At 42.8% G+C, this 25,090-nt stretch carries 18 protein-coding genes and 1 pseudogene; 13 read left to right on the forward strand and 6 right to left on the reverse strand.

What is annotated here, in order from left to right; all coding sequences use genetic code 11:
* Nucleotides 1–200 precede the first annotated feature (200 nt).
* Nucleotides 201–1,154, reverse strand: coding sequence for a tyrosine-type DNA invertase cluster 3b (locus BSCG_RS23475; RefSeq protein ID WP_004312018.1), 954 nt, complete (start codon nucleotides 1,152–1,154; stop codon nucleotides 201–203).
* Between the two features lie 860 nt (nucleotides 1,155–2,014).
* Here BSCG_RS23475 and BSCG_RS23470 point away from each other — a divergent pair.
* The 8 genes from BSCG_RS23470 (at nucleotide 2,015) to BSCG_RS23435 (ending at nucleotide 11,574) form a co-directional block, all read left to right on the forward strand.
* Complete coding sequence (locus BSCG_RS23470; RefSeq protein WP_004306027.1) at nucleotides 2,015–2,284, forward strand: hypothetical protein; 270 nt, start codon at nucleotides 2,015–2,017, stop codon at nucleotides 2,282–2,284.
* Between the two features lie 7 nt (nucleotides 2,285–2,291).
* A complete protein-coding gene (locus tag BSCG_RS23465; protein ID WP_004312020.1) occupies nucleotides 2,292–2,846 on the forward strand; it encodes a 1-acyl-sn-glycerol-3-phosphate acyltransferase in 555 nt (184 codons plus the stop codon).
* A gap of 94 nt (nucleotides 2,847–2,940) precedes the next feature.
* A complete protein-coding gene (locus BSCG_RS23460; RefSeq protein WP_004297370.1) occupies nucleotides 2,941–3,717 on the forward strand; it encodes an amidohydrolase in 777 nt (258 codons plus the stop codon).
* A 148-nt stretch (nucleotides 3,718–3,865) separates the two neighbouring features.
* Nucleotides 3,866–5,857 carry a glucosamine-6-phosphate deaminase gene (locus BSCG_RS23455; RefSeq protein WP_008774904.1) on the forward strand — a complete coding sequence of 664 codons (1,992 nt, stop codon included), beginning with the start codon at nucleotides 3,866–3,868 and terminating at the stop codon, nucleotides 5,855–5,857.
* 194 nt (nucleotides 5,858–6,051) lie between these two features.
* Nucleotides 6,052–8,961, forward strand: a complete 2,910-nt coding sequence (locus BSCG_RS23450) for a xanthan lyase (protein WP_008774906.1) — start codon at nucleotides 6,052–6,054, stop codon at nucleotides 8,959–8,961.
* Nucleotides 8,962–9,039: 78 nt separating this feature from the next.
* Nucleotides 9,040–9,357, forward strand: coding sequence for a hypothetical protein (locus BSCG_RS23445; protein ID WP_004297365.1), 318 nt, complete (start codon nucleotides 9,040–9,042; stop codon nucleotides 9,355–9,357).
* The gene (locus BSCG_RS23440; RefSeq protein WP_004306023.1) at nucleotides 9,357–9,581 is read left to right on the forward strand and encodes a sulfurtransferase TusA family protein; all 225 of its coding nucleotides are present in this window, start codon (nucleotides 9,357–9,359) and stop codon (nucleotides 9,579–9,581) included. The genes BSCG_RS23445 and BSCG_RS23440 overlap by 1 nt, the downstream gene beginning before the upstream one ends.
* A 106-nt stretch (nucleotides 9,582–9,687) precedes the next feature.
* Entirely contained in the window at nucleotides 9,688–11,574 is a 1,887-nt protein-coding gene (locus BSCG_RS23435) for a YgiQ family radical SAM protein (RefSeq protein WP_004312022.1), read from the forward strand.
* A gap of 264 nt (nucleotides 11,575–11,838) precedes the next feature.
* Here the strand turns inward: BSCG_RS23435 and mfd are convergent, their stop codons facing one another.
* Nucleotides 11,839–15,213 (reverse strand): transcription-repair coupling factor, encoded by a 3,375-nt coding sequence (gene mfd / locus BSCG_RS23430; RefSeq protein ID WP_008774907.1) that lies wholly within the window; start codon nucleotides 15,211–15,213, stop codon nucleotides 11,839–11,841.
* 186 nt (nucleotides 15,214–15,399) lie between these two features.
* On the opposite strand from mfd, the gene BSCG_RS23425 reads away from it, so the two are divergent.
* The 4 genes from BSCG_RS23425 (at nucleotide 15,400) to BSCG_RS23410 (ending at nucleotide 18,992) form a co-directional block, all read left to right on the forward strand.
* On the forward strand, nucleotides 15,400–16,143 hold the full coding sequence (locus BSCG_RS23425) for a polyprenol monophosphomannose synthase (protein ID WP_004306020.1): 744 nt from the start codon (nucleotides 15,400–15,402) through the stop codon (nucleotides 16,141–16,143).
* The gene (locus BSCG_RS23420) at nucleotides 16,140–17,477 is read left to right on the forward strand and encodes a dihydroorotase (RefSeq protein WP_004312024.1); all 1,338 of its coding nucleotides are present in this window, start codon (nucleotides 16,140–16,142) and stop codon (nucleotides 17,475–17,477) included. The genes BSCG_RS23425 and BSCG_RS23420 overlap by 4 nt, the downstream gene beginning before the upstream one ends.
* A gap of 25 nt (nucleotides 17,478–17,502) precedes the next feature.
* Nucleotides 17,503–18,411, forward strand: coding sequence for a vitamin B12 dependent-methionine synthase activation domain-containing protein (locus BSCG_RS23415; RefSeq protein ID WP_004297356.1), 909 nt, complete (start codon nucleotides 17,503–17,505; stop codon nucleotides 18,409–18,411).
* A gap of 68 nt (nucleotides 18,412–18,479) precedes the next feature.
* Nucleotides 18,480–18,992, forward strand: coding sequence for an RNA polymerase sigma factor (locus BSCG_RS23410; RefSeq protein ID WP_004297355.1), 513 nt, complete (start codon nucleotides 18,480–18,482; stop codon nucleotides 18,990–18,992).
* A gap of 72 nt (nucleotides 18,993–19,064) precedes the next feature.
* Here the strand turns inward: BSCG_RS23410 and BSCG_RS30850 are convergent.
* The 3 genes and pseudogenes from BSCG_RS30850 to BSCG_RS23395 all read right to left on the reverse strand — a co-directional run.
* Nucleotides 19,065–19,109: pseudogene (locus tag BSCG_RS30850) on the reverse strand (hypothetical protein); the annotation flags it as partial.
* A gap of 509 nt (nucleotides 19,110–19,618) precedes the next feature.
* Entirely contained in the window at nucleotides 19,619–22,486 is a 2,868-nt protein-coding gene (locus BSCG_RS23400) for an AAA family ATPase (RefSeq protein WP_008774908.1), read from the reverse strand.
* Entirely contained in the window at nucleotides 22,483–23,736 is a 1,254-nt protein-coding gene (locus BSCG_RS23395; RefSeq protein WP_004297351.1) for an exonuclease SbcCD subunit D, read from the reverse strand. The genes BSCG_RS23400 and BSCG_RS23395 overlap by 4 nt, the downstream gene beginning before the upstream one ends.
* 120 nt (nucleotides 23,737–23,856) lie before the next feature.
* Between BSCG_RS23395 and BSCG_RS23390 the strand changes: the two genes are divergently transcribed.
* Nucleotides 23,857–24,615 carry a lysophospholipid acyltransferase family protein gene (locus tag BSCG_RS23390; protein ID WP_004297350.1) on the forward strand — a complete coding sequence of 253 codons (759 nt, stop codon included), beginning with the start codon at nucleotides 23,857–23,859 and terminating at the stop codon, nucleotides 24,613–24,615.
* Between the two features lie 98 nt (nucleotides 24,616–24,713).
* Here the strand turns inward: BSCG_RS23390 and BSCG_RS29560 are convergent.
* On the reverse strand, nucleotides 24,714–25,090 hold a 377-nt coding region (locus tag BSCG_RS29560), incomplete at its 5' end, for a hypothetical protein (RefSeq protein ID WP_032849343.1).

Raw genomic sequence — 25,090 nt, forward strand, 5'->3', positions numbered from 1 at the left:
ATATAAATCATTGGGCATGAAGATATAATTATTTCATGTTCGGATTTTTTTTTGCCGTATGCATCAGATAAAACGAAAAAAAATGGGAGAATATTTGTTTGCTATTTATATTTTTGTCTATCTTTGCGTCATATTTGATTCCGTTACCTAAGAAGTAACAGATACATTTAAATGCTGATTATTAAAGTTTTGTCTATATATCACCTGCCTGCATTGCAATCTCTAACGTAAGATAAATTCTTTCTATTTACTTCTGTACGTTCTCTTAATCCAAAGCCTTTCAGATATATTTGTGTGGTTTTAATAGATTTGTGCCCCAACGATTCACTTATCATTTCAATAGAAACTCCGCGGTATTTGGCAGTAGTGGCCCAAGAATGTCGGAAAGTATATGAAGTGACAGGCGAATTTAAGCGCAACGCTCTCGCCAAATCCTTCAAACAATTATTAAATCTACGAAGAGCAGACTGATATTCCTTATATGCTTTTTCATCTTTTCGCTTCTTATCACTATGTAAAATATCGAATAAATAGTCGGGACAATCAGGAAGAGCAGGTTTATTGCTTCGAAGCTGATTCATCATCTCCTTTGCACTTTCGAGAATTTCCAGGCTCATTGGTGTTTTAGTCTTGATACGATTATATTGAAGCACATTCCGGTCTAAAGCCGACTTCTCTAAATGCGCCAAATCTGCGAATGACATTCCACAAAACTGAAACATTAAAGCGGCAATCGTCTGCGTACGACGCAAACGTTCGGATTTCGGATCCTCATATAGAAGTTTGTGTAACTCGGTCACAGACAATGCTTTCTTTTGCCGGATATCCACGCCTGTATAAACATCATGAAACAACCGGGGAACATAAGGGGCACTTCCCGCTTCTACTCCCCGATTGTAGATACTACGAAGCATACGCATATAAGTAGAAATCGTATTGAGCTTTAATCCGGACTCGTAAAGATGCTGTCCATAGCAACGTAAACATTCTCGCGTGACTTGCCTGAACGATATGTTCAATGTTCCACAAAACTTACTAAAAGAAAAAAGAGCATTCTTATAAACATGAGCGGTAGAATATCGCCCTTCTTTCCGCAAACGCTCAATGTACGCTCCGGCACATTGGCTAAATCCATTTTTATTAATTTTTTGCATCATTAGTTATTTTAGATTATACAATAAATTAAGAGAAAGAACAAAAATAACCTACTTTATGATTGCAGCTATTATAAAAAAGAAAAATAAGAGAAACACCGTCATTCACGTGAAAGTTATTCTTGTACTTCGGTGAGAAAACAAGTGAAACCGATACAAAAACGAGGGTATCCAAAGAGGGCTGTACAAAGCGCTGAAACGCCTGCCAGTAAAGGGGGAAAAGCCAACGAAAACCAGTAGAGTAAAGTAGAGAAGAGAAAAGTATTATTTCTGTTATAAATAATAGCAATAATATAGGGCAGAGAAAATGGCTTTGGTTGCTACCGCTGTCGGTCCGGATCACTTTGTCGGTGCCGTTTCTATTCCCGTGTCCCTCATGAGTTGTTCGTCCGGCAGATGACCGACTCTCGTCCGGCAGGTTGTTGATGCTCGTCCGGTGAGTAACGGATATTCACACGGTAGATAACGTACGTTTGTCCGTTAGGTAAATTCTATATTATTTCTCGGGCTACCGCTTCACTAAAAATAACATTTGGCTCATACATAACCAACATTGGTTAAGTAAGTGACTTACCCTATCAACTGTTGAACTAAATAAATTACTCATTAGTGATCCGAAATGAACTAAATAGGAATTTATTGAAACGCAGATTAACAAGTAAATCATATAAATACTATTCAGGATCACAATCAAACCGTTATTCCATCAATAATAGCCTGTGAAATTATTTAAATGAAGAGATAGAGTTAAGAAGATGAAGGCCTGAATAATGTTTTTCCCTATATTATTCGCTAGAATCAAAGAAAGTGCCTATCTTTACCGCAAGTATTTTTATTATTCACCATTAAATGTAAAGATTATGGCAAGTAGAAGAGAACTCAAAAAGAACGTAAACTATATCGCAGGAGAATTATTCACCGAGTGTTTAATCAACAGTATGTTTATCCCTGGCACAGACAAGGTAAAAGCAGATGAACTGATGGCAGAGGTACTGAAGATGCAGGATGAGTTTGTCACTCGCATCAGCCACACAGAACCGGGCAACGTGAAAGGTTTTTATAAGAAATTCCGTGCTGATTTTAATGCAAAGGTAAACGAGATTATTGAAGCTATAGGGAAATTGAACTAACAACAGAATGAAAAAAGCAATTTATAGCTTTATCTATTACCGCCTGTTAGGATGGAAGACAAACGTTACGGTGCCTAATTATGATAAATGCGTGATATGTGCCGCTCCACACACAACAAACCTTGATTTATTTATTGGAAAACTATTTTATGGTGCTATAGGCCGTAAGACAAGTTTCATGATGAAAAAAGAATGGTTTTTCTTTCCACTTGGAGTTTTTTTCAAAGCAGTTGGCGGAATTCCCGTCGACCGTAGCCGAAAAACTTCGCTAGTAGATCAGATGGTTCATAATTTTGCTAAATATAAAAAGTTTAATTTGGCTATCACTCCCGAAGGAACCCGCAAAGCGAATCCAAACTGGAAAAAAGGTTTTTATTTTATAGCTTTGAAAGCACAGGTTCCTATCGTCCTGATTGGTATTGATTACAGCAAGAAAACGATTTCGGCAACGAAAGCTATCATGCCGTCAGGAGATATTAATAAGGACATGAGAGAAATCAAACTTTATTTCAAGGATTTCAAAGGAAAACATCCGGAGAATTTTGCTCTTGGAGAAATATGATTTAAGTATTAGGTATTAAGTATTAATCGTAGCTTTTGATATACTTATCCGCACGGCTTAATACTTAATACTTATTACTTAATACTTAGTTATCATGGAGTCTATCCGTATTTCTATCATACAAACCGATATTGTTTGGGAAAATAAACAAGAAAATCTCCGTTTGCTCCACGAAAAGCTGCAAAGTCTTCGTGGAATAACGGAGATTGTTGTTTTACCGGAGATGTTTTCCACCGGATTCAGCATGCAGAGTAAAATGCTGGCAGAGCCGAACTCCGGAGCAACCATTACAATACTCAAACAATGGGCTGCCCAATTTCAGCTAGCCATTTGTGGAAGTTATATAGCAACTGAAAACGACCAGTTCTATAATCGGGCCTTCTTCCTGACACCGGAAGGAGAAGAATTCTATTATGACAAACGTCACCTGTTTCGTATGGGAAGGGAAGCCGAACATTTTTCGGTCGGTGACAAACGACTTATCATCCCCTATCGTGGATGGAATATCTGCCTGTTGGTTTGCTATGATCTCCGTTTTCCTGTATGGAGCCGGAACGTAAACAACGAGTACGACCTTTTAATATATGTAGCCAACTGGCCTATCCCCCGCCGTCTGGTTTGGGACACTCTGCTCCGGGCGCGTGCTTTGGAAAATCAATGCTATGTATGCGGTGTCAACAGGGTGGGTATAGACGGATATCAGCTTACATATAATGGAGGAAGTAGAGTTTATTCTGCTTTCGGAGAAGAAATCGGCTCATTTCCAGATGAAAAGGAAGGAATAGCTACTGTGAGTCTTAATCTGAACACTCTCAACCAATTCAGAGAGAAGTTCCCGGTATGGAAAGATGCAGACGAATTCCATCTGTAACATTGGCAAAATAACAAATGTTAAAAACAGATTCTTGCAGCAACAATACCTAGAACTCGGTAGTTAATTATATAGACTTCTTTTGTATCTTTGTCGTGAAAATACAGTCGTAAGGACGCTAATCTTACATAACTTAATTAACAACTTTATGAAAACAAATCTTAGTTCTCAAATCAGTCTCCACCGGGTCTCCCCCAGATACTACAGACCGGAGAATGCATTTGAAAAATCAGTCTTGACAAGACTCGAAAAAATCCCTACGGACATCTACGAATCCGTAGAAGAAGGTGCTAACTATATTGCGCGCGAAATAGCACAAACCATCCGCGAGAAACAAAAGGCAGGACGTTTCTGTGTATTGGCTCTTCCCGGAGGAGATTCACCCAGCCACGTATATACCGAGCTTATCCGTATGCATAAGGAAGAGGGACTTAGCTTCCGCAATGTGATCGTATTTAATATGTATGAGTATTATCCGTTGTCTCCCGATGCAATCAACAGTAACTTCAATGCTTTGAAGAGTATGCTGCTGGATCACATCGACATTGACAAGCAGAATATATTCACTCCCGATGGAAGCATTGCCAAAGATACCATCTTCGAATATTGCCGTCTGTATGAACAACGCATTGAAAGCTTCGGAGGTATTGATATTGCTTTGTTAGGGATTGGTCGTGTAGGTAACATTGCGTTCAACGAACCGGGTTCCCGACTGAATTCTACCACTCGTCTGATTTTGTTAGATAATGCATCACGAAACGAGGCATCCAAGATTTTCGGAACGCTGGATAATACGCCGATCAGCTCCATTACAATGGGAGTAGCTACTATTCTTGGCGCAAAGAAAGTTTATCTGCTTGCATGGGGTGAAAACAAAGCAGCTATGATTAAAGAGTGTGTGGAAGGTCCGATCACTGACACAATTCCTGCTTCTTATCTGCAAACTCACAATAATGCACATGTAGCTCTTGATCTTTCAGCCGCTATGAACCTGACACGTATCCAACGTCCATGGTTAGTCACTTCTTGCGAATGGAATGATAAATTAATCCGCAGTGCAATCGTTTGGTTGTGTCAGTTGACCGGCAAACCGATTTTGAAGTTGACAAATAAAGACTATAACGAAAACGGTTTGAGTGAACTTCTAGCACTTTACGGTTCTGCGTACAATGTAAATATCAAAATCTTCAATGATTTGCAGCACACCATTACCGGATGGCCGGGCGGTAAGCCTAATGCTGATGATACCTATCGTCCGGAACGCGCAAAACCGTATCCGAAACGTGTGGTCATCTTCTCTCCGCATCCGGATGATGATGTTATTTCAATGGGTGGTACGCTTCGCCGTTTGGTAGAACAAAAGCACGAAGTACACGTAGCTTACGAAACTTCCGGTAATATCGCCGTAGGTGACGAAGAAGTAGTTCGTTTCATGCATTTTATCAATGGATTCAATCAGCTCTTCAATAATAGCGAAGATTTGGTTATCAATGAAAAATATATAGAAATACGCAATTTCCTGAAGGAGAAGAAAGACGGTGATATGGACAGTCGTGATATTCTGACTATCAAAGGTCTGATTCGTCGTGGTGAAGCCCGTACGGCCTGTACTTATAACAATATACCATTGGAACGATGCCACTTCCTAGACTTGCCGTTCTATGAAACAGGTAAGATTCAGAAAAACCCGATCAGTGAAGCAGACGTGGAAATCGTACGTAACTTGCTTCGTGAAGTGAAACCTCATCAGATTTTCGTTGCAGGTGACTTGGCCGACCCGCACGGAACTCACCGTGTATGTACAGACGCTGTATTTGCTGCTGTCGATCTTGAAAAAGAAGAAGGTGCCAAATGGCTGAAAGACTGCCGTATCTGGATGTACCGTGGTGCGTGGGCTGAATGGGAAATCGAAAATATTGAAATGGCAGTGCCGATCAGTCCGGAAGAACTTCGTGCAAAACGTAACTCTATCCTGAAACATCAGTCGCAAATGGAAAGTGCTCCGTTCCTGGGTAACGACGAACGTTTGTTCTGGCAACGTAGCGAGGATCGTAACCGTGGTACAGCTACTTTGTACGATCAATTGGGATTGGCTTCTTACGAAGCAATGGAAGCATTTGTAGAATATGTTCCATTATAAGAGTAATCATTCTTAATTAAGAGAATATAAAACAATGAAAGAAGAGTGGGAAGTTTCGATACTTCTCGCTCTTTTTTGTTTATTTTTGCGGGGAGAATTAAACGCGGATTAACGTAGATTTTCGCAAAGAAAAATAGAATAAAATAATCTGCGATAATCCGTGATAATCTGCGTTTAGCAAAAAAGCAACAAGTATGAAGAAAATAATAGTATTTTTTCTAGGCCTTACATTCTGTGCAACTTTTCTTTTTGCGCAGGATATTGAAAGAAATGTAAAAGAGCGGCTGACGGATTACTTCAACCAATATACCGCAACAGCCAAAATCAGCACTCCTAAACTGAATAGCTTCGATATTAATTACGACCGTAAGACGATTGCAATCTATGCATCGGAGAGTTTCGCCTACCAGCCTTTCCGTCCGGAAACTGTAGAAAACATTTATAATCAAGTTAAAGAATTGCTTCCGGGTCCCGTTCATTATTACCAACTCACCATTTATGCGGATGGGAAACCCATTGAAGATTTGGTACCTAATTTCTACCGGAATAAGAAAAAGGATAAGGAGCGGTTATCCTTAAATGTAGATTATAAAGGAGCTCCCTGGGTGAAAAACACTTCACGTCCTAATGAAATCTCACGCGGACTACAAGACCGCCACATTGCAATCTGGCAAAGCCACGGCAACTATTTCAAAAATGATAAAAACGAATGGGGATGGCAACGTCCCCGATTATTCTGCACCACAGAAGACATGTTCACTCAATCTTTTGTCCTTCCTTATGTAATTCCAATGCTGGAAAATGCAGGAGCGATTGTCTATACTCCCCGCGAACGAGATACACAAAAGAATGAAATCATTGTAGATAATGATACCCCCAATGCTTCCCTTTATTTGGAAATGGGGGGTAAAAAGATTAATTGGGCAAATGCTCCGGTAAGAGGATTTGCTCAGAAGAAAACAATCTATAAAGATGGAGAAAATCCTTTCACTGACGGAACCTGTCGTTTTATTCCGACAGAGAGAAAGAAAAAGAAGAATAAAGACCAGGTATTTGCCGAATGGGTGCCTACTCTACCGGCAACAGGCAAGTATGCAGTTTATGTTTCCTACCAAACATTGCCCAACAGTGTAAGCGACGCCAAATATCTGGTATTCCATAACGGAGGAGTAACCGAATTTAAAGTTAATCAGAAAATAGGTGGAGGCACATGGGTTTACCTCGGAACTTTTGAATTCGATAAAGGGAGCAACGACTACGGCATGGTGGTACTTAGTAACGAGAGCAGCGAACATGGGGTTGTATGCGCCGATGCAGTACGTTTTGGAGGGGGAATGGGAAACATTGCCCGTGGAGGAAAAATCAGCGGGCTACCGCGTTACTTGGAAGGAGCACGCTACTCTGCTCAATGGGCGGGAATGCCATACGAAGTATATGCCGGACGAAAAGGTGAAAACGACTATACAGACGATATCAACACACGCTCTAACGTTATCAATTATTTATCGGGCAGTTCCGTCTATAACCCACAACAGTCGGGTCTGGGCGTACCTTTGGAAATGACGATGGCATTGCACAGTGACGCCGGATGCAGCAAAACAGACGAACTGATCGGATCACTCGGCATTTACACCACCGATTTCAATAATGGCAAACTGAATGCAGGAACAGACCGGTATGCCTCACGTGATCTGGCAGACATTCTGCTGACACAGATTCAGAAAGATATTTATTCAAGCTACAGCTTGCCGTGGACACGCCGCAGCATGTGGAACCGGAATTATAGCGAAACACGTCTTCCGGCTACGCCTTCTACGATTATTGAACTACTCTCCCACCAGAACTTCGCAGATATGCAGTTAGGACATGATCCGAACTTTAAATTTACAGTGGGACGTGCCATCTACAAAGGAATTTTGCAGTTCATTACCAACCAGCACGATAAAGAATACATTGTTCAGCCTCTGCCTGTGAGCAATTTCGCCATTCAATTTGGAAAGAAAAAGAATACATTAGAACTTTCATGGAAAGGCGAAGACGATCCGCAAGAACCGACTGCACGACCACGGGAATACATTGTATATACCCGCATCGGTTATGGAGGTTTTGACAATGGCACTTTAGTCAGCAAAACGTCCCACACCGTTAAAATAGAACCGGGACTTGTTTATTCATTCAAAGTAACTGCTGTAAACCGGGGTGGGGAAAGTTTTCCTTCTGAAATCCTTTCTGCCTATAAAGCCAAACGTGAACAGGGAAAAGTAATCATCATCAATGGCTTTGACAGAATCAGCGGTCCGGCGGTCGTTAACACTTCTGATAAAGCTGGATTCGATCTAATGCAAGATCCCGGCGTTCCGTATATATCGAATATTTCATTTTGCGGAGCACAAACCGGCTTCGACCGTACACAAGCCGGTAAAGAAGGAAAAGGAAGTCTGGGACATAGCGGAAACGAATTAGAAGGAATGAAAATTGCAGGAAACACGTTCGACTATCCTTTTATTCACGGAAAAGCAATTCAGGCAGCCGGAAAATATAGTTTCGTATCATGCAGCGACGAAGCAGTAGAGAACGGATTGGTTACATTAGAAGATTATCCGGTGGTAGATTATATTTTGGGACTGGAAAAAGAAGATCCTGCAAGTAAAGCATATTACAAGACATTCTCTTCGGCTATGCAACGGATTATGACCAGTTATTGCCAAGCGGGAGGTAACCTGTTTGTCAGTGGTGCTTATGTAGGAAGTGATATGAGTGGAACACAAGGAAACCGGGAGTTTACGGAGAAAATACTGAAATATGGTTATCAAGGTAGCCTGACGGATAAGAGTTCGAATCAGATTAAAGGATTGGGCCGTACTATTACAATCCCACGTCTGCCTAATGAAAGCAGTTATGCTGTACCTACTGCCGATTGTATTGTTCCCGTAGATACTGCTTTCCCCGTATTTACGTATGCACCCGGCAATCAGAGTGCAGGTATTGCCTACAAAGGAAACTACCGTACTTTTGTATTGGGCTTTCCTTTTGAAAGTATCCAGTCCGAAGCAGACCGGGCAACCATTATGGCAGGCATTCTGGGATTCTTTACTCAAAAATAAAAAATATCCTTTTTTTAATCCGTTTCTCATTTTAAATTCTATCTTTGCTACTATAATAACCTTTAAAACTAAAAAACAATGTATACTATACAAGCAAATCCCAGCGGTACACGCAGCATAGAAGTATCTAATGAAAACTTGAGAACAATTGAGAAATATGCTCTGTTCCGTCATCTTATCGACAGTACCGGTATTGTAGATGAAGCAGTTCTGGATAAGTTGAAACTTAATATCCGCTCCCTTATCGCCAGTCAGGAGGAAGACAGTAAAGACTTGCTGGACCTTTGTATTGACGTGATTTATCACAATAATATGAAGGCATTCGGCTTGCAACAGCTCATCAAGCTTTATCTTACCTGGCTCTCCAGTCCGGAAGCGGAAGAAGAGGAGGAATAATGATTACGGTAGATACCTGCGGAATAACAGCATACAGTCCGCTGATTCCTGCAATAAAAGCGATGTGCACTGCCTCTCCGGGTGAAACAATAGAGATTATCATGAACCATGCTGATGCGTTTCAGGATCTAAAGGAATATCTGTCCGAGCAAGGTATCGGCTTCCGTGAAATCTATGACGGAGAACAAATGACATTACAGTTCACAATCAACGGGAAGTTTTAAGAAAACACTCCAATGATTGGAAGAAAACATCCTGATGATTGAAGTTAAACATCTCAATGAATAAAAAAATCATTGGGATGTTTTTTATTATCCGTATCTTTGCAGCATGAAAGAATATCGATTGACCGACTGGTTACCCACTACCAAAAAAGAAGTTGAACTTCGCGGATGGAATGAATTGGATGTCGTTCTATTCAGTGCTGATGCTTATGTGGATCATCCTTCTTTTGGTGCTGCCGTTATCGGACGCATTCTCGAAGCGGAAGGTTTGAAAATAGCCATCGTTCCCCAACCTAACTGGCGTGACGACCTGCGCGACTTCAAGAAGTTGGGACGTCCACGGCTATTCTTCGGTATCTCCGGCGGATGCATGGACTCAATGGTTAATAAATATACCGCCAACAAACGCCTACGCAGTGAAGATGCTTATACTCCGGACGGCCGACCGGATATGCGCCCGGACTATCCTTCTACAGTTTACAGCCAGATACTAAAGAAACTTTTTCCGGATGTTCCGGTAGTCATTGGAGGAATCGAAGCTAGTTTAAGGCGATTGAGTCATTACGATTATTGGCAGGACAAAGTACAAAAGAGTATTTTGTGCGACAGCGGAGCAGATCTGCTCATCTACGGAATGGGAGAAAAGCCTCTTGCAGACCTGGTGAAAAATATGAAAAGCCTGCTCACCACTGAAGAACCTGTACTGACAAGTAGCAAATTTAGAACAATTATCGGATCTGTGCCCCAGACAGCCTATCTTTGTCGTGCAACAGAATGGACATCTGCCGAAGATGACCTTCAACTTTATTCACACGAAGAATGTTTGGCAGATAAAAAGAAACAGGCTAGTAACTTCCGACATATCGAAGAAGAATCCAACAAATATTCGGCTTCACGAATCACACAAGCAGTAGGGAATAAGATAGTCGTAGTCAATCCTCCCTATCCTCCGATGAGCCAGAAAGACCTCGATCATTCGTTTGATTTACCATATACCCGTCTGCCTCACCCCAAATATAAAGGAAAACGGATTCCGGCATACGATATGATTAAATTTTCCATCAACATTCATCGGGGATGTTTTGGTGGTTGTGCATTCTGTACCATTTCCGCCCATCAGGGAAAGTTTATTGTCAGTCGAAGCAAAGAGTCTATACTGAAAGAGGTAAAAGAGGTTATTCAATTACCCGATTTCAAAGGATATTTAAGTGATTTGGGCGGTCCTTCCGCTAATATGTATCAGATGAAAGGGAAAGATGAAGCTATTTGCAAGAAGTGCAAACGACCGTCATGTATTCACCCGAAAGTTTGCCCGAATCTAAATACAGATCATCGTCCCCTACTGGATATTTACCGTGCAGTAGATGCCTTGTCCGGAATCAAAAAATCGTTTATCGGTAGCGGTGTACGCTATGACCTGTTACTTCATCAAAGCAAAGATGAAACTACCAACCGTAGCACTGCCGAATATACCCGTGAATTGATAGTCAATCATGTGAGTGGCCGGTTAAAAGTGGCTCCGGAGCATACCAGTGACCGGGTATTATCTATAATGCGCAAACCTTCTTTTGAGCAATTTGAAACATTCAAAAAGATATTCGACCGCATTAACCGGGAAGAAAATCTGCGTCAACAACTGATTCCGTATTTTATCTCTTCGCATCCCGGATGCAATGAAGAAGACATGGCGGAACTTGCCGTTATCACCAAACGTCTGGACTTCCACCTGGAACAAGTGCAGGACTTCACTCCTACTCCGATGACAGTGGCTACCGAAGCCTGGTATAGCGGATTCCATCCATACACGCTAGAACCGATATTCAGTGCCAAAACCCAACGGGAGAAACTTGCACAACGCCAATTCTTTTTCTGGTACAAACCGGAAGAACGAAAAAACATCATCAATGAGTTGAGACGTATCGGACGTTCAGATTTGATAGACAAGTTATACGGAAAAAGAAAGGACATGGAAAGAGGGAAAGGAAAAAGATAGAATGAAATAAATTATAAATCAAGCATAAGGCATGATTATGAATCAATTATAACTTGTGATCTTATTGGCTACTTTTAAGTTAGCGCTCTCCAATTGATATGTATTTGATTACCTAGTAAGTTTTCGTTTGACAATAGTCAAACGATAGTTCAACAACTGTCAAACGAAAACTCATTAGTCAATCGAAAAAATAATATAGGTAAGAGAAAGAAATAAAAGCTACATAGTAATGAGTTGTTGCCAATGATAGCATCTTCAACTCATTTATGCTTCCTTTACCGGCAAAGCCACAATCTCCTGCAACACACTGACCGCCGTTTCCACATTAGTAACATCCTTAATCAGCATACTCCGTCTGCCGTTCTGTTCACGCAAATCACAACGACGAGTATATTTCATCATATAGTCTATCACTTTACCAAAAGCCTTACTTTGATAGAACGGACTATCCGGATTGGAAACAAAAAACAAGGTCATCCGCCCACCTTTCAGGAAGATTTTCTCTGCACCCAAACGGGCTGCAAGACGGCGTAGAGGCACAATACGGAGTAGTTCTTCCGTTTCCCGGGGAACCGGTCCGAAGCGGTCTTCCAGACGAGCACGGAAAGCTTCCACATCTTTGTCCAATGTCAGTCCATCCAGTTCGCGATAGAGCAACATACGTTCGCTGCTGCCTGTTACGTAGTTGGCAGGCAACAATAGTTCGAGGTCGCTTTCTACCTGACACTCGTCTACAAACTCTTCTCCACTAATTTGTCCTTCGCCCTTGATTTCATCCGCATACAGTTCTGCAAACTCGTCTGTCTTTAACTCATGGACAGCTTCAGTAAGAATTTTCTGATATGTCTCATATCCCAAATCGGCAACAAATCCGCTTTGTTCGGCTCCAAGCAGATTTCCGGCTCCACGAATATCCAAATCCTGCATGGCGATATGAATGCCACTTCCCAAATCACTAAAGTTTTCAATTGCTTGAAGACGTCGCCTTCCTTCGGCTGTCAAACTACCTAACGGAGGAGCCAGCAGATAACAAAAAGCTTTTTTATTACTACGTCCTACCCGTCCACGCATCTGATGGAGATCACTCAATCCAAAGTTTTGCGCCTGATTGATAATGATAGTGTTGGCATTCGGAATATCAATACCACTTTCGATGATTGTAGTTGCCAAGAGTACATCATAGTCGTAGTTGACAAAATCCAGAATAATCTTCTCCAGCTCTGTCGGTTCCATCTGTCCATGTCCAATCGCTACACGGCAATCCGGGATATGACGTTCGATCATCGCTTTCAATTCCGGCAAGTTCGCAATCCGGTTATTGACAAAGAAGACTTGACCGTTGCGGCTCATCTCAAAATTGATGGCATCCGTTATCACTTCTTCATTAAAAGTATGCACTTCGGTCTGAATCGGATAGCGGTTGGGTGGCGGAGTAGAAATCACACTCAAGTCGCGTGCACCCATCAATGAAAATTGAAGGGTACGGGGAATTGGAGTAGCAGTCATAGTCAGTGTATCCACATTCACTTTCAACTGGCGCAGCTTTTCTTTGACAGAGACACCGAATTTCTGTTCTTCGTCCACAATCAACAATCCCAAGTCTTTAAACTGGACATCTTTTCCCAAGATACGGTGGGTACCTATCAGAATACCGACATCTCCATCTTTCAATCCCTTCAATACAGCTTTGGTCTGTGCGGCAGTACGTGCGCGGCTTAAATATTCCACCCGACACGGCAAGCCTTTCAGACGTTCACGGAAAGTCTGAAAATGCTGGTAAGCAAGTACTGTTGTCGGAACCAGAACGGCTACTTGTTTATTATCGGCAACAGCTTTGAAAGCCGCACGAATCGCAACTTCTGTTTTTCCAAATCCTACATCGCCACAGACTAGACGGTCCATCGGGCGGTCACTTTCCATATCTGCCTTGACATCAATCGTCGCCTTACTCTGATCCGGTGTATCTTCATAAATAAAGGATGCTTCCAGCTCACGCTGCAAGAAACTATCGGGACTGTAAGAGAAACCTTTTTCCTGACGACGCTGCGAATACAATTTTATCAAATCGCGGGCAATGTCCTTGATTTTACTCTTCGTACGTTCTTTCAGTTTCTCCCATGCACCTGTACCTAATTTGTTAAGCCGGGGAGCCTCTCCTTCTTTACCTTTATATTTGGAAACCTTATGCAGGGAATGAATAGAGACGAACACCACATCTTCATTTTGAAACACCAGTTTCAAAACCTCTTGCGTAGTGTCACCATTCGGAATACGTACCAAGCCGGAAAAACGTCCGATACCATGATCCGTATGCACCACATAGTCTCCCGGAGTGAACTGATTCAGTTCTTTCAAGGATAGTGCCACTTTTCCCGAACGGGCTTTATCACTTTTCAGATTATATTTATGAAAACGATCAAACAACTGATGGTCTGTGAAGATACAGAGCCGCAGTGTGTTATCTACAAAACCTTCGTGAATGGTACGTTCTACGGGAGTAAAATTAATCTTATCACCCCGATCTTCAAAAATAGCTTTGATACGATCTGTTTGCTTCATGCTGTCACTGCAGATATAAAGCGAATAGCCTTTTTCCAGATAATCCTTAAAAGAAGAAGCTACCAGATCGAAATTCTTATGAAAGATAGGCTGGGCAGATGTATTGAAAGTAACGCTGGCATTGGGCGTTCCGGTCGGTTTATTACCAAATTCCAACCGGCGGAAATCGAGTGCCCGTACAGTAAACTCGCTGCCGTCTATCAATTTCCCTTCCAATGTAATGCCACCATTCTCTTCGGCCTCCTGAACGGCTATTGCCTGTGGAGTCAGCGCCTCATCGTGTACCACCTGGATTCGCTCGCGCAACCAAAGAAAATCGCGCATCGCCAAGGTAGTCTCTTTCGGGATAAAATCCAGAAAAGAAGTCGTTACATCTCCTGTCACCGCCAAATCGGGAACGATAGACACTCCATCTTTCTTCTCACGGGATAATTGAGACTCCACTTCAAAGGTACGAACACTTTCCACTTCATCACCAAAGAAATCGATGCGATAAGGATATTCCGAAGCAAAAGAGAAAACGTCGATAATACTACCGCGAACAGCATATTGTCCCGGCTCATATACGTAGTCTACATATTCAAAACCATAACTATGCAACACATCGGTGATGAAAGTGGTATCCACTTTCTCTCCTACATTCAGCTTCAGCGTTTTATTACTCAATTCCTTGCGCGACACCACTTTCTCCGCCAATGCATCCGGGTACGTAACGATACATAATCCCTCTTCCCCCTTTTGCAAGCGGCTAAGTACTTCTGTACGCAAAATCTCATTGGCCGCATCTTTTTGTCCATACTTGATGGAGCGACGGAATGAAGATGGAAAGAACAATACTCTTTCCGTACCCAATATCTGCGTCAAGTCGTGATAGAAATATCCGGCTTCTTCAAGATCACCTAAAATAAATACAAACGGGCAACCACCCTCTTGCACCAGTACAGAAGAAAAAAGAGAAGCGGCGGATGCACACAGTCCTCCGCAAAAAACAGTCTGAACGGAAGTGTCCTTCAACAAGCGCTTCATTACTGCCATATTGGGATGGGCAGCATATTGTTGTTGCAACTCAGTTATTGTCATACCTATAAAATTTCCCCGCAAAATTACAAAAAAGATTGGGAGTATGCACCCAAAGAACAGAAGTATTATAATAAGGTATCTGCCGTCTTATTCCGCATGGGGCATGAAACACGTTAAATTTTCCTTAGTTCAGCTATAACTAAAGGAAAAAGAACTACTTTTGTTTCTAAATTTTATAGTATCTATATGCAGACATCGGATAGCATTGTAATTATCCCCACCTATAATGAACGGGAGAACATAGAAAATATCATCCGTGCCGTTTTCGGCCTTCCCCAAGTATTCCATATTCTGGTCATAGAAGACGGCTCTCCGGACGGAACGGCAGCCATCGTAAGAAAACTGCAACAAGAATTTCCCGAACAGCTTTTCATGATAGAACGTAAAGGAAAACTGGGACTGGGTACTGCCTACATTACTGGATTTAAATGGGCACTGGAACACGCATACGAGTATATTTTTGAAATGGATGCAGACTTCAGTCATAATCCGAATGATTTACCCCGTTTGTATCAGGCTTGTTCGGAACAAGGAGGAGATGTATCCATCGGTTCCCGTTATGTCAGCGGAGTGAATGTAGTGAATTGGCCGATGGGACGGGTATTGATGTCATACTTTGCCTCTAAATATGTGCGGTTTATCACCGGAATACCTGTACATGACACCACTGCCGGATTTGTTTGCTACCGCCGCCAGGTGTTGGAAACAATCGATTTAGATCATATTCGCTTCAAAGGATATGCCTTTCAGATTGAAATGAAATTCACTGCTTACAAGTGTGGTTTCAAAATTATCGAGGTTCCCGTTATCTTCATTAATCGTGAATTAGGGACTTCTAAAATGAATAGCAGCATCTTTGGAGAAGCCATATTTGGTGTGATAAAATTAAAAGTAAATAGTTGGTTCCATAAATTCCCACAAAAGAAATGAAACGTACACTGATTCAAAACGCCGTTGTTGTCAACGAAGGAAGAAAAGTTCTGGGTTCAGTAGTAATCGAGAATGAAAAGATAGCCGAAATATTGGTTGGCGGAGAAAACGCAACTGCCCCCTGCGACGAGATAATAGACGCAACCGGGTGTTATCTTTTGCCGGGTGCCATCGACGAACATGTGCATTTCCGCGATCCCGGACTGACTCATAAGGCAGATATCACCACAGAAAGTCGTGCTGCGGCAGCAGGAGGTGTCACCTCTATCATGGATATGCCCAATACCAATCCGCAAACTACCACATTGGAGGCTTTGGAGGAAAAATTTGTTCTGTTGGGTGAAAAGTCAGCAGTCAACTATTCCTGCTATTTCGGAGCAACGAATAATAACTATACCCAGTTTGCACAACTGGATAAACACCGGGTTTGTGGAGTGAAGTTATTTATGGGTTCAAGCACCGGCAATATGCTGGTAGACCGGATGGCCAGTCTGCGTAATATATTCGGTGGAACCGATCTGCTCATCGCTGCTCATTGCGAAGATCAGGGAATTATCAAAGAAAACACGGATAAATATAAGAAAGAATACGGAGACGACGTACCTTTGGCTCTTCATCCGCTCCTTCGTTCGGAAGAAGCTTGCTATCGTTCATCCGAACTGGCAGTGCAGTTGGCACGTGAGACAAACGCCCGCCTGCACATCATGCATATTTCCACAGCTAAAGAGTTGAGCCTGTTTTCTAATGTACCTTTGGTACAAAAAAAGATCACGGCAGAAGCCTGTGTTTCTCATCTGCTCTTTACGGAAGAGGACTATCAGACACTGGGTGCCCGCATCAAATGCAACCCTGCCATTAAGACAGCGCAAGACCGGAAAGCTTTGCGAGAGGCTGTCAATAGCGGTTTGATTGATGCTATTGCCACAGATCATGCCCCACATTTACTTAGCGAAAAAGAAGGCGGTGCCTTAAAAGCAATGTCCGGAATGCCGATGATTCAGTTCTCACTCGTCAGCATGTTGGAGTTGACAGAAAAAGGAGTGTTTACTATCGAAAAAGTAGTAGAAAAGATGGCTCATGCTCCTGCGCAGATGTATGAGATACAAAACAGAGGATTCATTCGCAAAGGCTATCAGGCTGACCTGGTATTAGTCCGTCCCGGAAGCGAATGGACTGTAACAACCGATTGTATTCTAAGCAAATGTAAATGGAGCCCATTAGAGGGACACACATTCGACTGGAAAGTAGAGAAAACATTTGTAAACGGACATCTGTTATATAACAACGGAGAAATAGACGAGACTTATCGCGGACAGGAATTAAGATTCAGATAAACAGCAGCTCGCCTTCAACAAGCCTATGAGTACCATTTTATCTTATAAAATACATACAGTCACTCCCTACATCAACTGGATTTACTTTTTCCATGCATGGGGGTTCCAGCCACGTTTTGCAGCCATCGCCAACATTCACGGATGTGATGCCTGCCGTGCTTCGTGGCTGACAACTTTCCCGGAAGAAGAACGTAATAAAGCTTCCGAAGCAATGCAGCTATTCAAAGAGGCCAACCGGATGCTCGATCTGCTTGACCGGGATTATGAAGTAAAGACCATCTTCAAGCTTTGCAAGGCAAACTCTGACGGGGATAACCTGATTATTGAGAAAGAAAAAGACCGGTTCATCACTTTTCCTTTACTGCGCCAGCAAACGCCGAAAAGAGACGGTAGTCCTTTTCTTTGTCTAAGTGACTTTATCCGCCCGATCTCTTCCGGCATCCCGGATACCATCGGTGCTTTTGCCTCTTCCATTGATGCGGACATGGAAGGATTGTACGAACAGGACCCTTATAAACACCTGCTTGTCCAAACCCTCTCCGACCGACTGGCAGAAGCAGCAACAGAAAAGATGCATGAATATGTGCGCAAAGAAGCGTGGGGATATGCCAAAGACGAGAATTTAGGCATAGCGGACTTACTGGTCGAAAAGTATCAGGGCATTCGTCCTGCTGTCGGCTACCCGTCTTTACCGGATCAATCTGTCAACTTCCTGCTGGATGAACTGTTGGACATGAAGCAGATAGGCATTTCGCTGACCGAAAACGGAGCTATGTACCCGCACGCTTCTGTTTGCGGGCTTATGTTCTCACACCCGGCTTCCGAATACTTCTCCGTCGGAAAGATTGGAGAAGACCAATTGGAAGATTATGCCCGCCGTCGGGGAAAAAGTATCGAAGAAATGTGTAAGTTTCTGGCAGCTAATCTCCAATAGTCCTTATTCCCCTGTGATTTTTCTCCTTTTCTCACGACTAACTAACCAGAAAAGTAATCATAGATTCCATGAGAGAACAAACAGCAGAGGTTAGCGCCCCTATTGAACAAGAGTTTTTGTCGGTGATCCGCGAATATGAACGGGTGATCTACAAGGTATGCTATCTGTATGCCAATCCCAATGCTCCTCTCAATGATCTGTATCAGGATGTGGTACTGAATCTTTGGAAAGCCTATCCCAAATTCAGAAAAGAATGTAAGGTTTCCACCTGGATTTACCGTATTGCCCTCAACACCTGTATCAGCTTCTATCGTAAAGAAAAGAATGTGCCGGAAATAGTCAGCCTCACCAGAGATACCGACTGGGCCATAGAAGCACACGACCCGATCAACGAAATGCTGAAACAGCTCTATCAGATGATTAACCAACTGGGACAACTCGACAAATCAATTATCCTGCTTTATCTCGAAGACAAAAGTTACGAGGAAATAGCAGAAATCACCGGACTGACGGTTACCAATGTAGCGACCAAACTAAGTCGCATCAAAGACAAACTTAAAAGAATGAAAAAGGAGGAATAAGATATATGGAACTGGAAGAACTGAAAAAATCTTGGAATGCCCTGGATGAACACTTGAAAGACAAAGAGTTCATCAAAGAAGAAGAGCTTGAAAAGCTGATAAGGCATGCGGACAAAGGTATCCATGCCATTGCCAGACTGAACATCAAGCTTATTCTGATTTCTCTGCCGATACTGATCTTATTTTTAGCGGAGGTACTGTTGCACAACAGATTGAACCCGATCTATATCATTATCATTTTCGCATGGATTCCTGCCCTTTGCTGGGATATCGTCACCACCCGTTTCCTCCAACGGACACAAATAGACGAGATGCCTTTGGTAGAAGTAATCAGCCGCGTAAACCGTATCCATCGATGGACCATCAGGGAACGATTGATTGCTATTGCCTTTCTCCTAGTCCTGGCTATACTTTCATTTATCTACTGGCAAGTGTGGCAATATGGAATGGGCATGATTGCTTTCTTCATCCTGTTATGGGGCGGAGGACTGGGATTGATCTTATGGATTTACCGCAAGAAGTTCTTAAATCGTATCCACGAAATCAAAAAGAATTTAAGCGAACTGAACGAATTAATGTAAAAGAATCCAACCTGAATAATTCATACTAAGTAGTAAGGAGTGTGCTTACCCCACCACGGTAAGCACACTTTTTCCATTCACTTTCTTATGTACCTGCACCTGAACAGAAATCCGTTCACTCATCTCCTGCACATGAGAGATTACTCCTATTTTCCGCCCCTGCATCTGTAATTGTTCCAATGCTTCCATCGCTGTACGCAAACTTTCCGCATCCAAAGAGCCGAAACCTTCATCAATAAAAAGAGATTCAACTTTCAGATTATTACTTGACAAGGAAGACAAACCTAAAGCCAGTGCCAAAGAAATCAGGAACGATTCACCTCCTGAAAGAGAGTACACGGTCCGTATTTCATCACACATATCGCAATCTATTACCTGAAGTGCCAACGTATCGGGTACCTGTTGCAGCTTATAGCGTTTAGAGAGATAGGATAAATGTTGATTGGCATGAAGCAGCAACAAATTCAAAGTATAACTTTGAGCAATCACTTTAAATTTCGCTCCATCCGCACTGCCAATCAGTTTATTCAATTTTGCCCAACGTTCGGCAACAGTTTGTTTCTCTGCCAGTTCCTTCGCAATCTGTTCCACAGTCAGTTTATTCTTTGCTTGTTGTAGCAGGCGGGCTTCCATAGTAGAAAGGGCACGTTCTATATTCAGGTTTTCTTCCTGTTGCTTCTTTATTATTTCGGGAAGCAGTTCGGGAGACTCTATCTTTTTATACTGTTCTTGCAACTCTCCTATAGCCAGTGCAATTTGCTTCATCTCTCCTTGCAAACCGGAAAGCCGGTTGTGTACCGCCTCTACTTCTTTACGTGCTTTCTCCAAAGCGAGATTCAGTTCTTTCTCTCTTTTTGCTACGGCAGCTTCCGCTTCATCCGCACTTTTTCCTTTCAATAGCTGCGAACGTTCCTGACGAAGCACATTCAGCGCTTTCTCTATCACTTCAAATCTCTTTAGTTCGGCCGAAGCAGCATTCTGTAAGATTACCAGCTGTTCTTTGGCAGACGATACTTTCTGCATAGCCAAACGACAGAGAGAAACATTCTCACGGAGGGCTTCACAATGTGCACGCATCTTTTTAATTTCTTCATCGCTGCGCTGCCATTCTGCATAAAGATTGCGATATTCCAAAATACGTATTGCCAGTTCCGCCAAACGGTGTTGTATTTGCTCTTCGTTTCCGGCTTCAATCCCTGCTTTATATAATGCTGCCAACTGTTCCGCGATCTGTCCGTCCACCGTTTTTTGATGCGCCAAATCACGTTGCAGAGCAATGCTCCGGTTATTCATCTGCTGATAGTTGGTTGATGCTACATTATACTCCTGCTCTATACTCCGGAAAAGAGTATCTACCACCTCCTGTTCCTGATGATAAGGATGCGCTGTGCTACCGCAAACCGGACAAGCCTCCCCTTCCTGTAATTGCCGGCGCAATGCTTTCACGTCTTTTCCCACTGCCATACGTGCATTTTCGTAAAGACGTTGAGTAACTTTCAATGCGGTTTCTTGCTCCGTCAATTGTTTCAGACAATTGGCCACTTCTTTCTCCAGTCTTTCTATTTCCGTCTTTGCTTTCGTCTGCGTTTCCGTTAATTGCCGGATATTCTGCTGACGAGTCAACTCTTTTTGCAACTTCACCTGTTCTTCGGCCAATAACGGATATCCGAAAGAATTTAAGCGCAACAAACGTTCCTCATTCGTACTGGTAGCGGCAGCCAGTTTACTTTCTTCTTGCCGTAGAATCTCTTCCACCTGTTCAAGTTGCAGTGCTTCTTCTATCCCTACATGGCTTAATAAGCGGTTCAGAGAAGAATAAGACACCTGTAATTGTTCCGCAGCCACTCGCATTTTTTGTTCCTGCTCCGCCACCTGCCTGTTAGCCGCTTGTAAAATCTGCTGCGACTGTATATAGCTGCTTTGTTGAGACTGTATCTGTACATCCAATTGACGTGCTTTCTTCAAGTCCGGCTGTATGGCCTCCCATTGTGCCTTAAAATGCACCAATCCTTCCTCTTGGGAAGCCAATGCACCCTGCAATACTTTCTCCCTGGCCTGTTCCTCCTGTTCTTCCTGCTGCTTTTTCTTCCAAAGTTCTTCCTGTATTTTTAATGAACGAACCACATTCAGTTGTTCATTCTGTTCTGCCAGCAGTTTAATCCCTGCCGCGCGCTTTTCAATTGATAGTTCTTTCTCTTTTTGCAGAGCAAGCAGCTCTTCTTCCGGCATCAATTCGATCACATTCATTCGATTCTGAATCAAGGTCACCTCCTCTTGTGCCGCCTTATTCCGGGCATAGACCTCTTGAGAAATCCGGGAATACACGCCAGTTCCTGTCAACTTCTCCAGTAATTCTGCTTTTGCCGCCCCTTTTGATTTCAGAAATGTAGCAAAATCATTTTGTGCCAATAATACTGTACGGGTGAACTGTTCATACGTCAGGCCAACCAACTCCACCAACTGAATCAACAACTCTTTCTTGGTACCTTGAAATTCTTTCTCCGTATCCAGTTCTTTCACTTCCAGCGTTTGTGGCTGCAAAGAACCGTTTATCTTGTTTCTTGTCCGCCTCACCGACCAACGAGAACGGTAACGCCGTCCGTCAATACCTAAAAAATCGACTTCCGCATAACCATCACTTGTCCCCCGGCGCAGCAAATTTCTAACATCAGACTGATTAATCTGATTGTCTCCCACATCTGCCAGGTTCACATTTTCCACTGAAGTAGCAAAGCGGGGAGCCTTATCATACAATGCCAGGCATAAGGCATCTAATAAAGTAGACTTACCTGCACCGGTAGGTCCTGAAATGGCAAAGATACCTGCAGAATGTAATGGTTCTGCCATAAAATCCACTTCTACCGTTCCTTCTATCGAGGTCAGATTCTTCAATCGTATAGCTAGTATTTTCATTCTTCTTCCTCCTCTTCTTTACGGGTAGCAGCCAAATAGGCCTCTTCAAACAAACCTGTCAGTTCTACAGGCATTTCCACCTGATAAATCTTCTCAAAGGCAGACTGTGCAATCTGCAAGGGAGACATTTCCTGCAACCCCCTCTTCCAGTTTTCATTTTCTTTCGTCGTATTTCCAGTTTCAGTGCGATAGGTAGAAACAATACGCGCCAACCGATAGTTTTTATCTGCCAGTGCATCTTCAATCTCCTGCCGAAGCATGGGTTCCGGTTCCTCCAACAATACCTTTACTTCCAGATATGGGGCTACGGCTTCTGTCTCGGGTAGTTCCTTCAAGGCTTCCAAGACGGCTTCCGGTGAAACAGGTTCTCCGTTCGGGACACTCAACAAAGGTATTAATTTCGGGCATTCCAACCGTTCAATGTCCACCGCACAACCTCCGTCGAAAGTCACCATCACGACTCCATGATGATAATGTTTCTCGGCAAAAGACATCGGAATGGGACTTCCGGCATACCGCACATTCTCTCTTCCGGACACTCGCTGCGCTTTATGTATATGTCCCAATGCCGTATAAGCTATCTGTTCGGAAAAAGTTTCCGGAGATACGCACTCCAGCCCACCAATCACGGTACGCTCGCTATAATCCTTCTCTGCAATTTCCGATCCTGTAGCCTGCAAATGACCGATGGCAAGAATCGCCTGATTCTCCGTCCTTCGCTTCCATAGCCTTTGCAAAAGTTGTGCATAAAGTTCGCGAACTCCCTCCGCATACGGATTGCCTTCCGTTTGCACGGCCGGATAATCTCCCTGACGCAGAAAAGGAACTGCCATGCAAAGCAATTCCACTTCCCCTTTCCGGTTCTTCAGTTCCACAGTCAAATGGTCATAATCGATTTCTCCGCCTTCGAGCTTGCGAACTACCCCTCTGACTTCCGTCCGCATAGCTTGCAACAGAGGCAAAGGAGCCTCCAGGCGTGCTGCCGAATCATGATTGCCGGCAACAATGACAATCTGCAAATACGGATTCTCTGCTGTCACCCGATAAATAAACTGATAATACATGCTTTGGGATGCTGCGGAAGGGTTGGAAACATCAAAAACATCTCCGGCTATAATCAATGCATCAATCTCTTTCTGACGAATTTCTTCTGCCAGCCAATTCAGGAATACTCCATGTTCTTCCGTGCGATCATAACCAAAAAAGGTTTGTCCCAGATGCCAGTCGGCAGTATGTAATATACGTATCATAATTTTGTAACTATCTCTAATAACAAGAGGCAAAAATAACACAATCAAAAAGATTATATCACATCTGCCTCTCTTTTTTACCAATAATCATGTATATTTGCAGGATAAAAATCCAACCCTATGAAGATACTGTATTATATTTATCAGATTTGCATCGCTTTGCCTATTTTATTAGTGTTGACCATCCTCACGGCAATCGTCACTATTGTAGGTTCTCTCTTGGGAGGAGCCCACATCTGGGGATATTATCCGGGGAAGATTTGGTCACAATTAATTTGTCTGTTTCTATTGATTCCCGTGAAGATTGAGGGACGTGAAAAGTTGCATGACAAGACTTCCTATATTTTCGTACCTAACCATCAGGGTTCATTTGATATTTTCCTTATTTACGGCTTCATCGGAAGAAACTTTAAGTGGATGATGAAAAAAAGCCTGCGCAAACTGCCGTTTGTAGGAAAAGCCTGTGAAAGTGCAGGACATATCTTTGTAGACAGATCTGGTCCTAAAAAAGTATTGGAAACAATCCGGCAGGCAAAAGACTCATTGAAAGACGGGGTTTCTCTCGTAGTCTTTCCTGAAGGAGCGCGTACATTTACAGGACACATGGGATACTTTAAGAAAGGCGCTTTCCAGTTGGCTGATGATTTACAGTTGGCGGTTGTACCCGTCACCATTGACGGCTCATTCGAGATTCTGCCACGCACAGGCAAATGGATACACCGTCATCGCATGATTCTGACTATTCACGAGCCTATTCCTCCCAAAGGGAAAGGAATGGAAAATATCAAGGCAACCATGGCAGAGGCCTACGCTGCGGTTGAAAGCGCCCTGCCGGAACAATACAAGGGAATGGTGAAAAACGAAGATCAAGACCGATAGTCAGTACATAATCTTATATAAATATGGGGATGCTCACGCACCCCCATATTCCTAACCAGTTTTATGCATCAAACTATTAAATTAAGAAATTCAGATATTTAGATGTTTTGCAAGGTTATGGTTTGGTTTGACATCATTTGTAATTCTTGAAAAGTCAAATTAAAACTTTTATAAATTTCCTTTTCTAAATTCTCTAATGAGAAAGATTCATTTCTGACACCATTAATCTTCCCTCTAAACCGATTGTTATAATGCTTGCGGAATGTATCCGGAGTAACCAGACCTCCCAAGCCATAATCACCCACTACAATCACCGGCTTTCGGCGCAATACCCCTTCGTAAGCGGTAATCCCCGCACCAATAATCAAGTCGGCTTCTTCAATCAGTTTACCGATCTCACTCTCGGAGGATATATAATCCACCTGATACTCTGAATATTTACTTAATAGAATTCCTATCCGTAACCTGGTGCGAG

This window comes from Bacteroides sp. 2_2_4, assembly GCF_000157055.1.
Lineage (GTDB): Bacteria > Bacteroidota > Bacteroidia > Bacteroidales > Bacteroidaceae > Bacteroides > Bacteroides ovatus.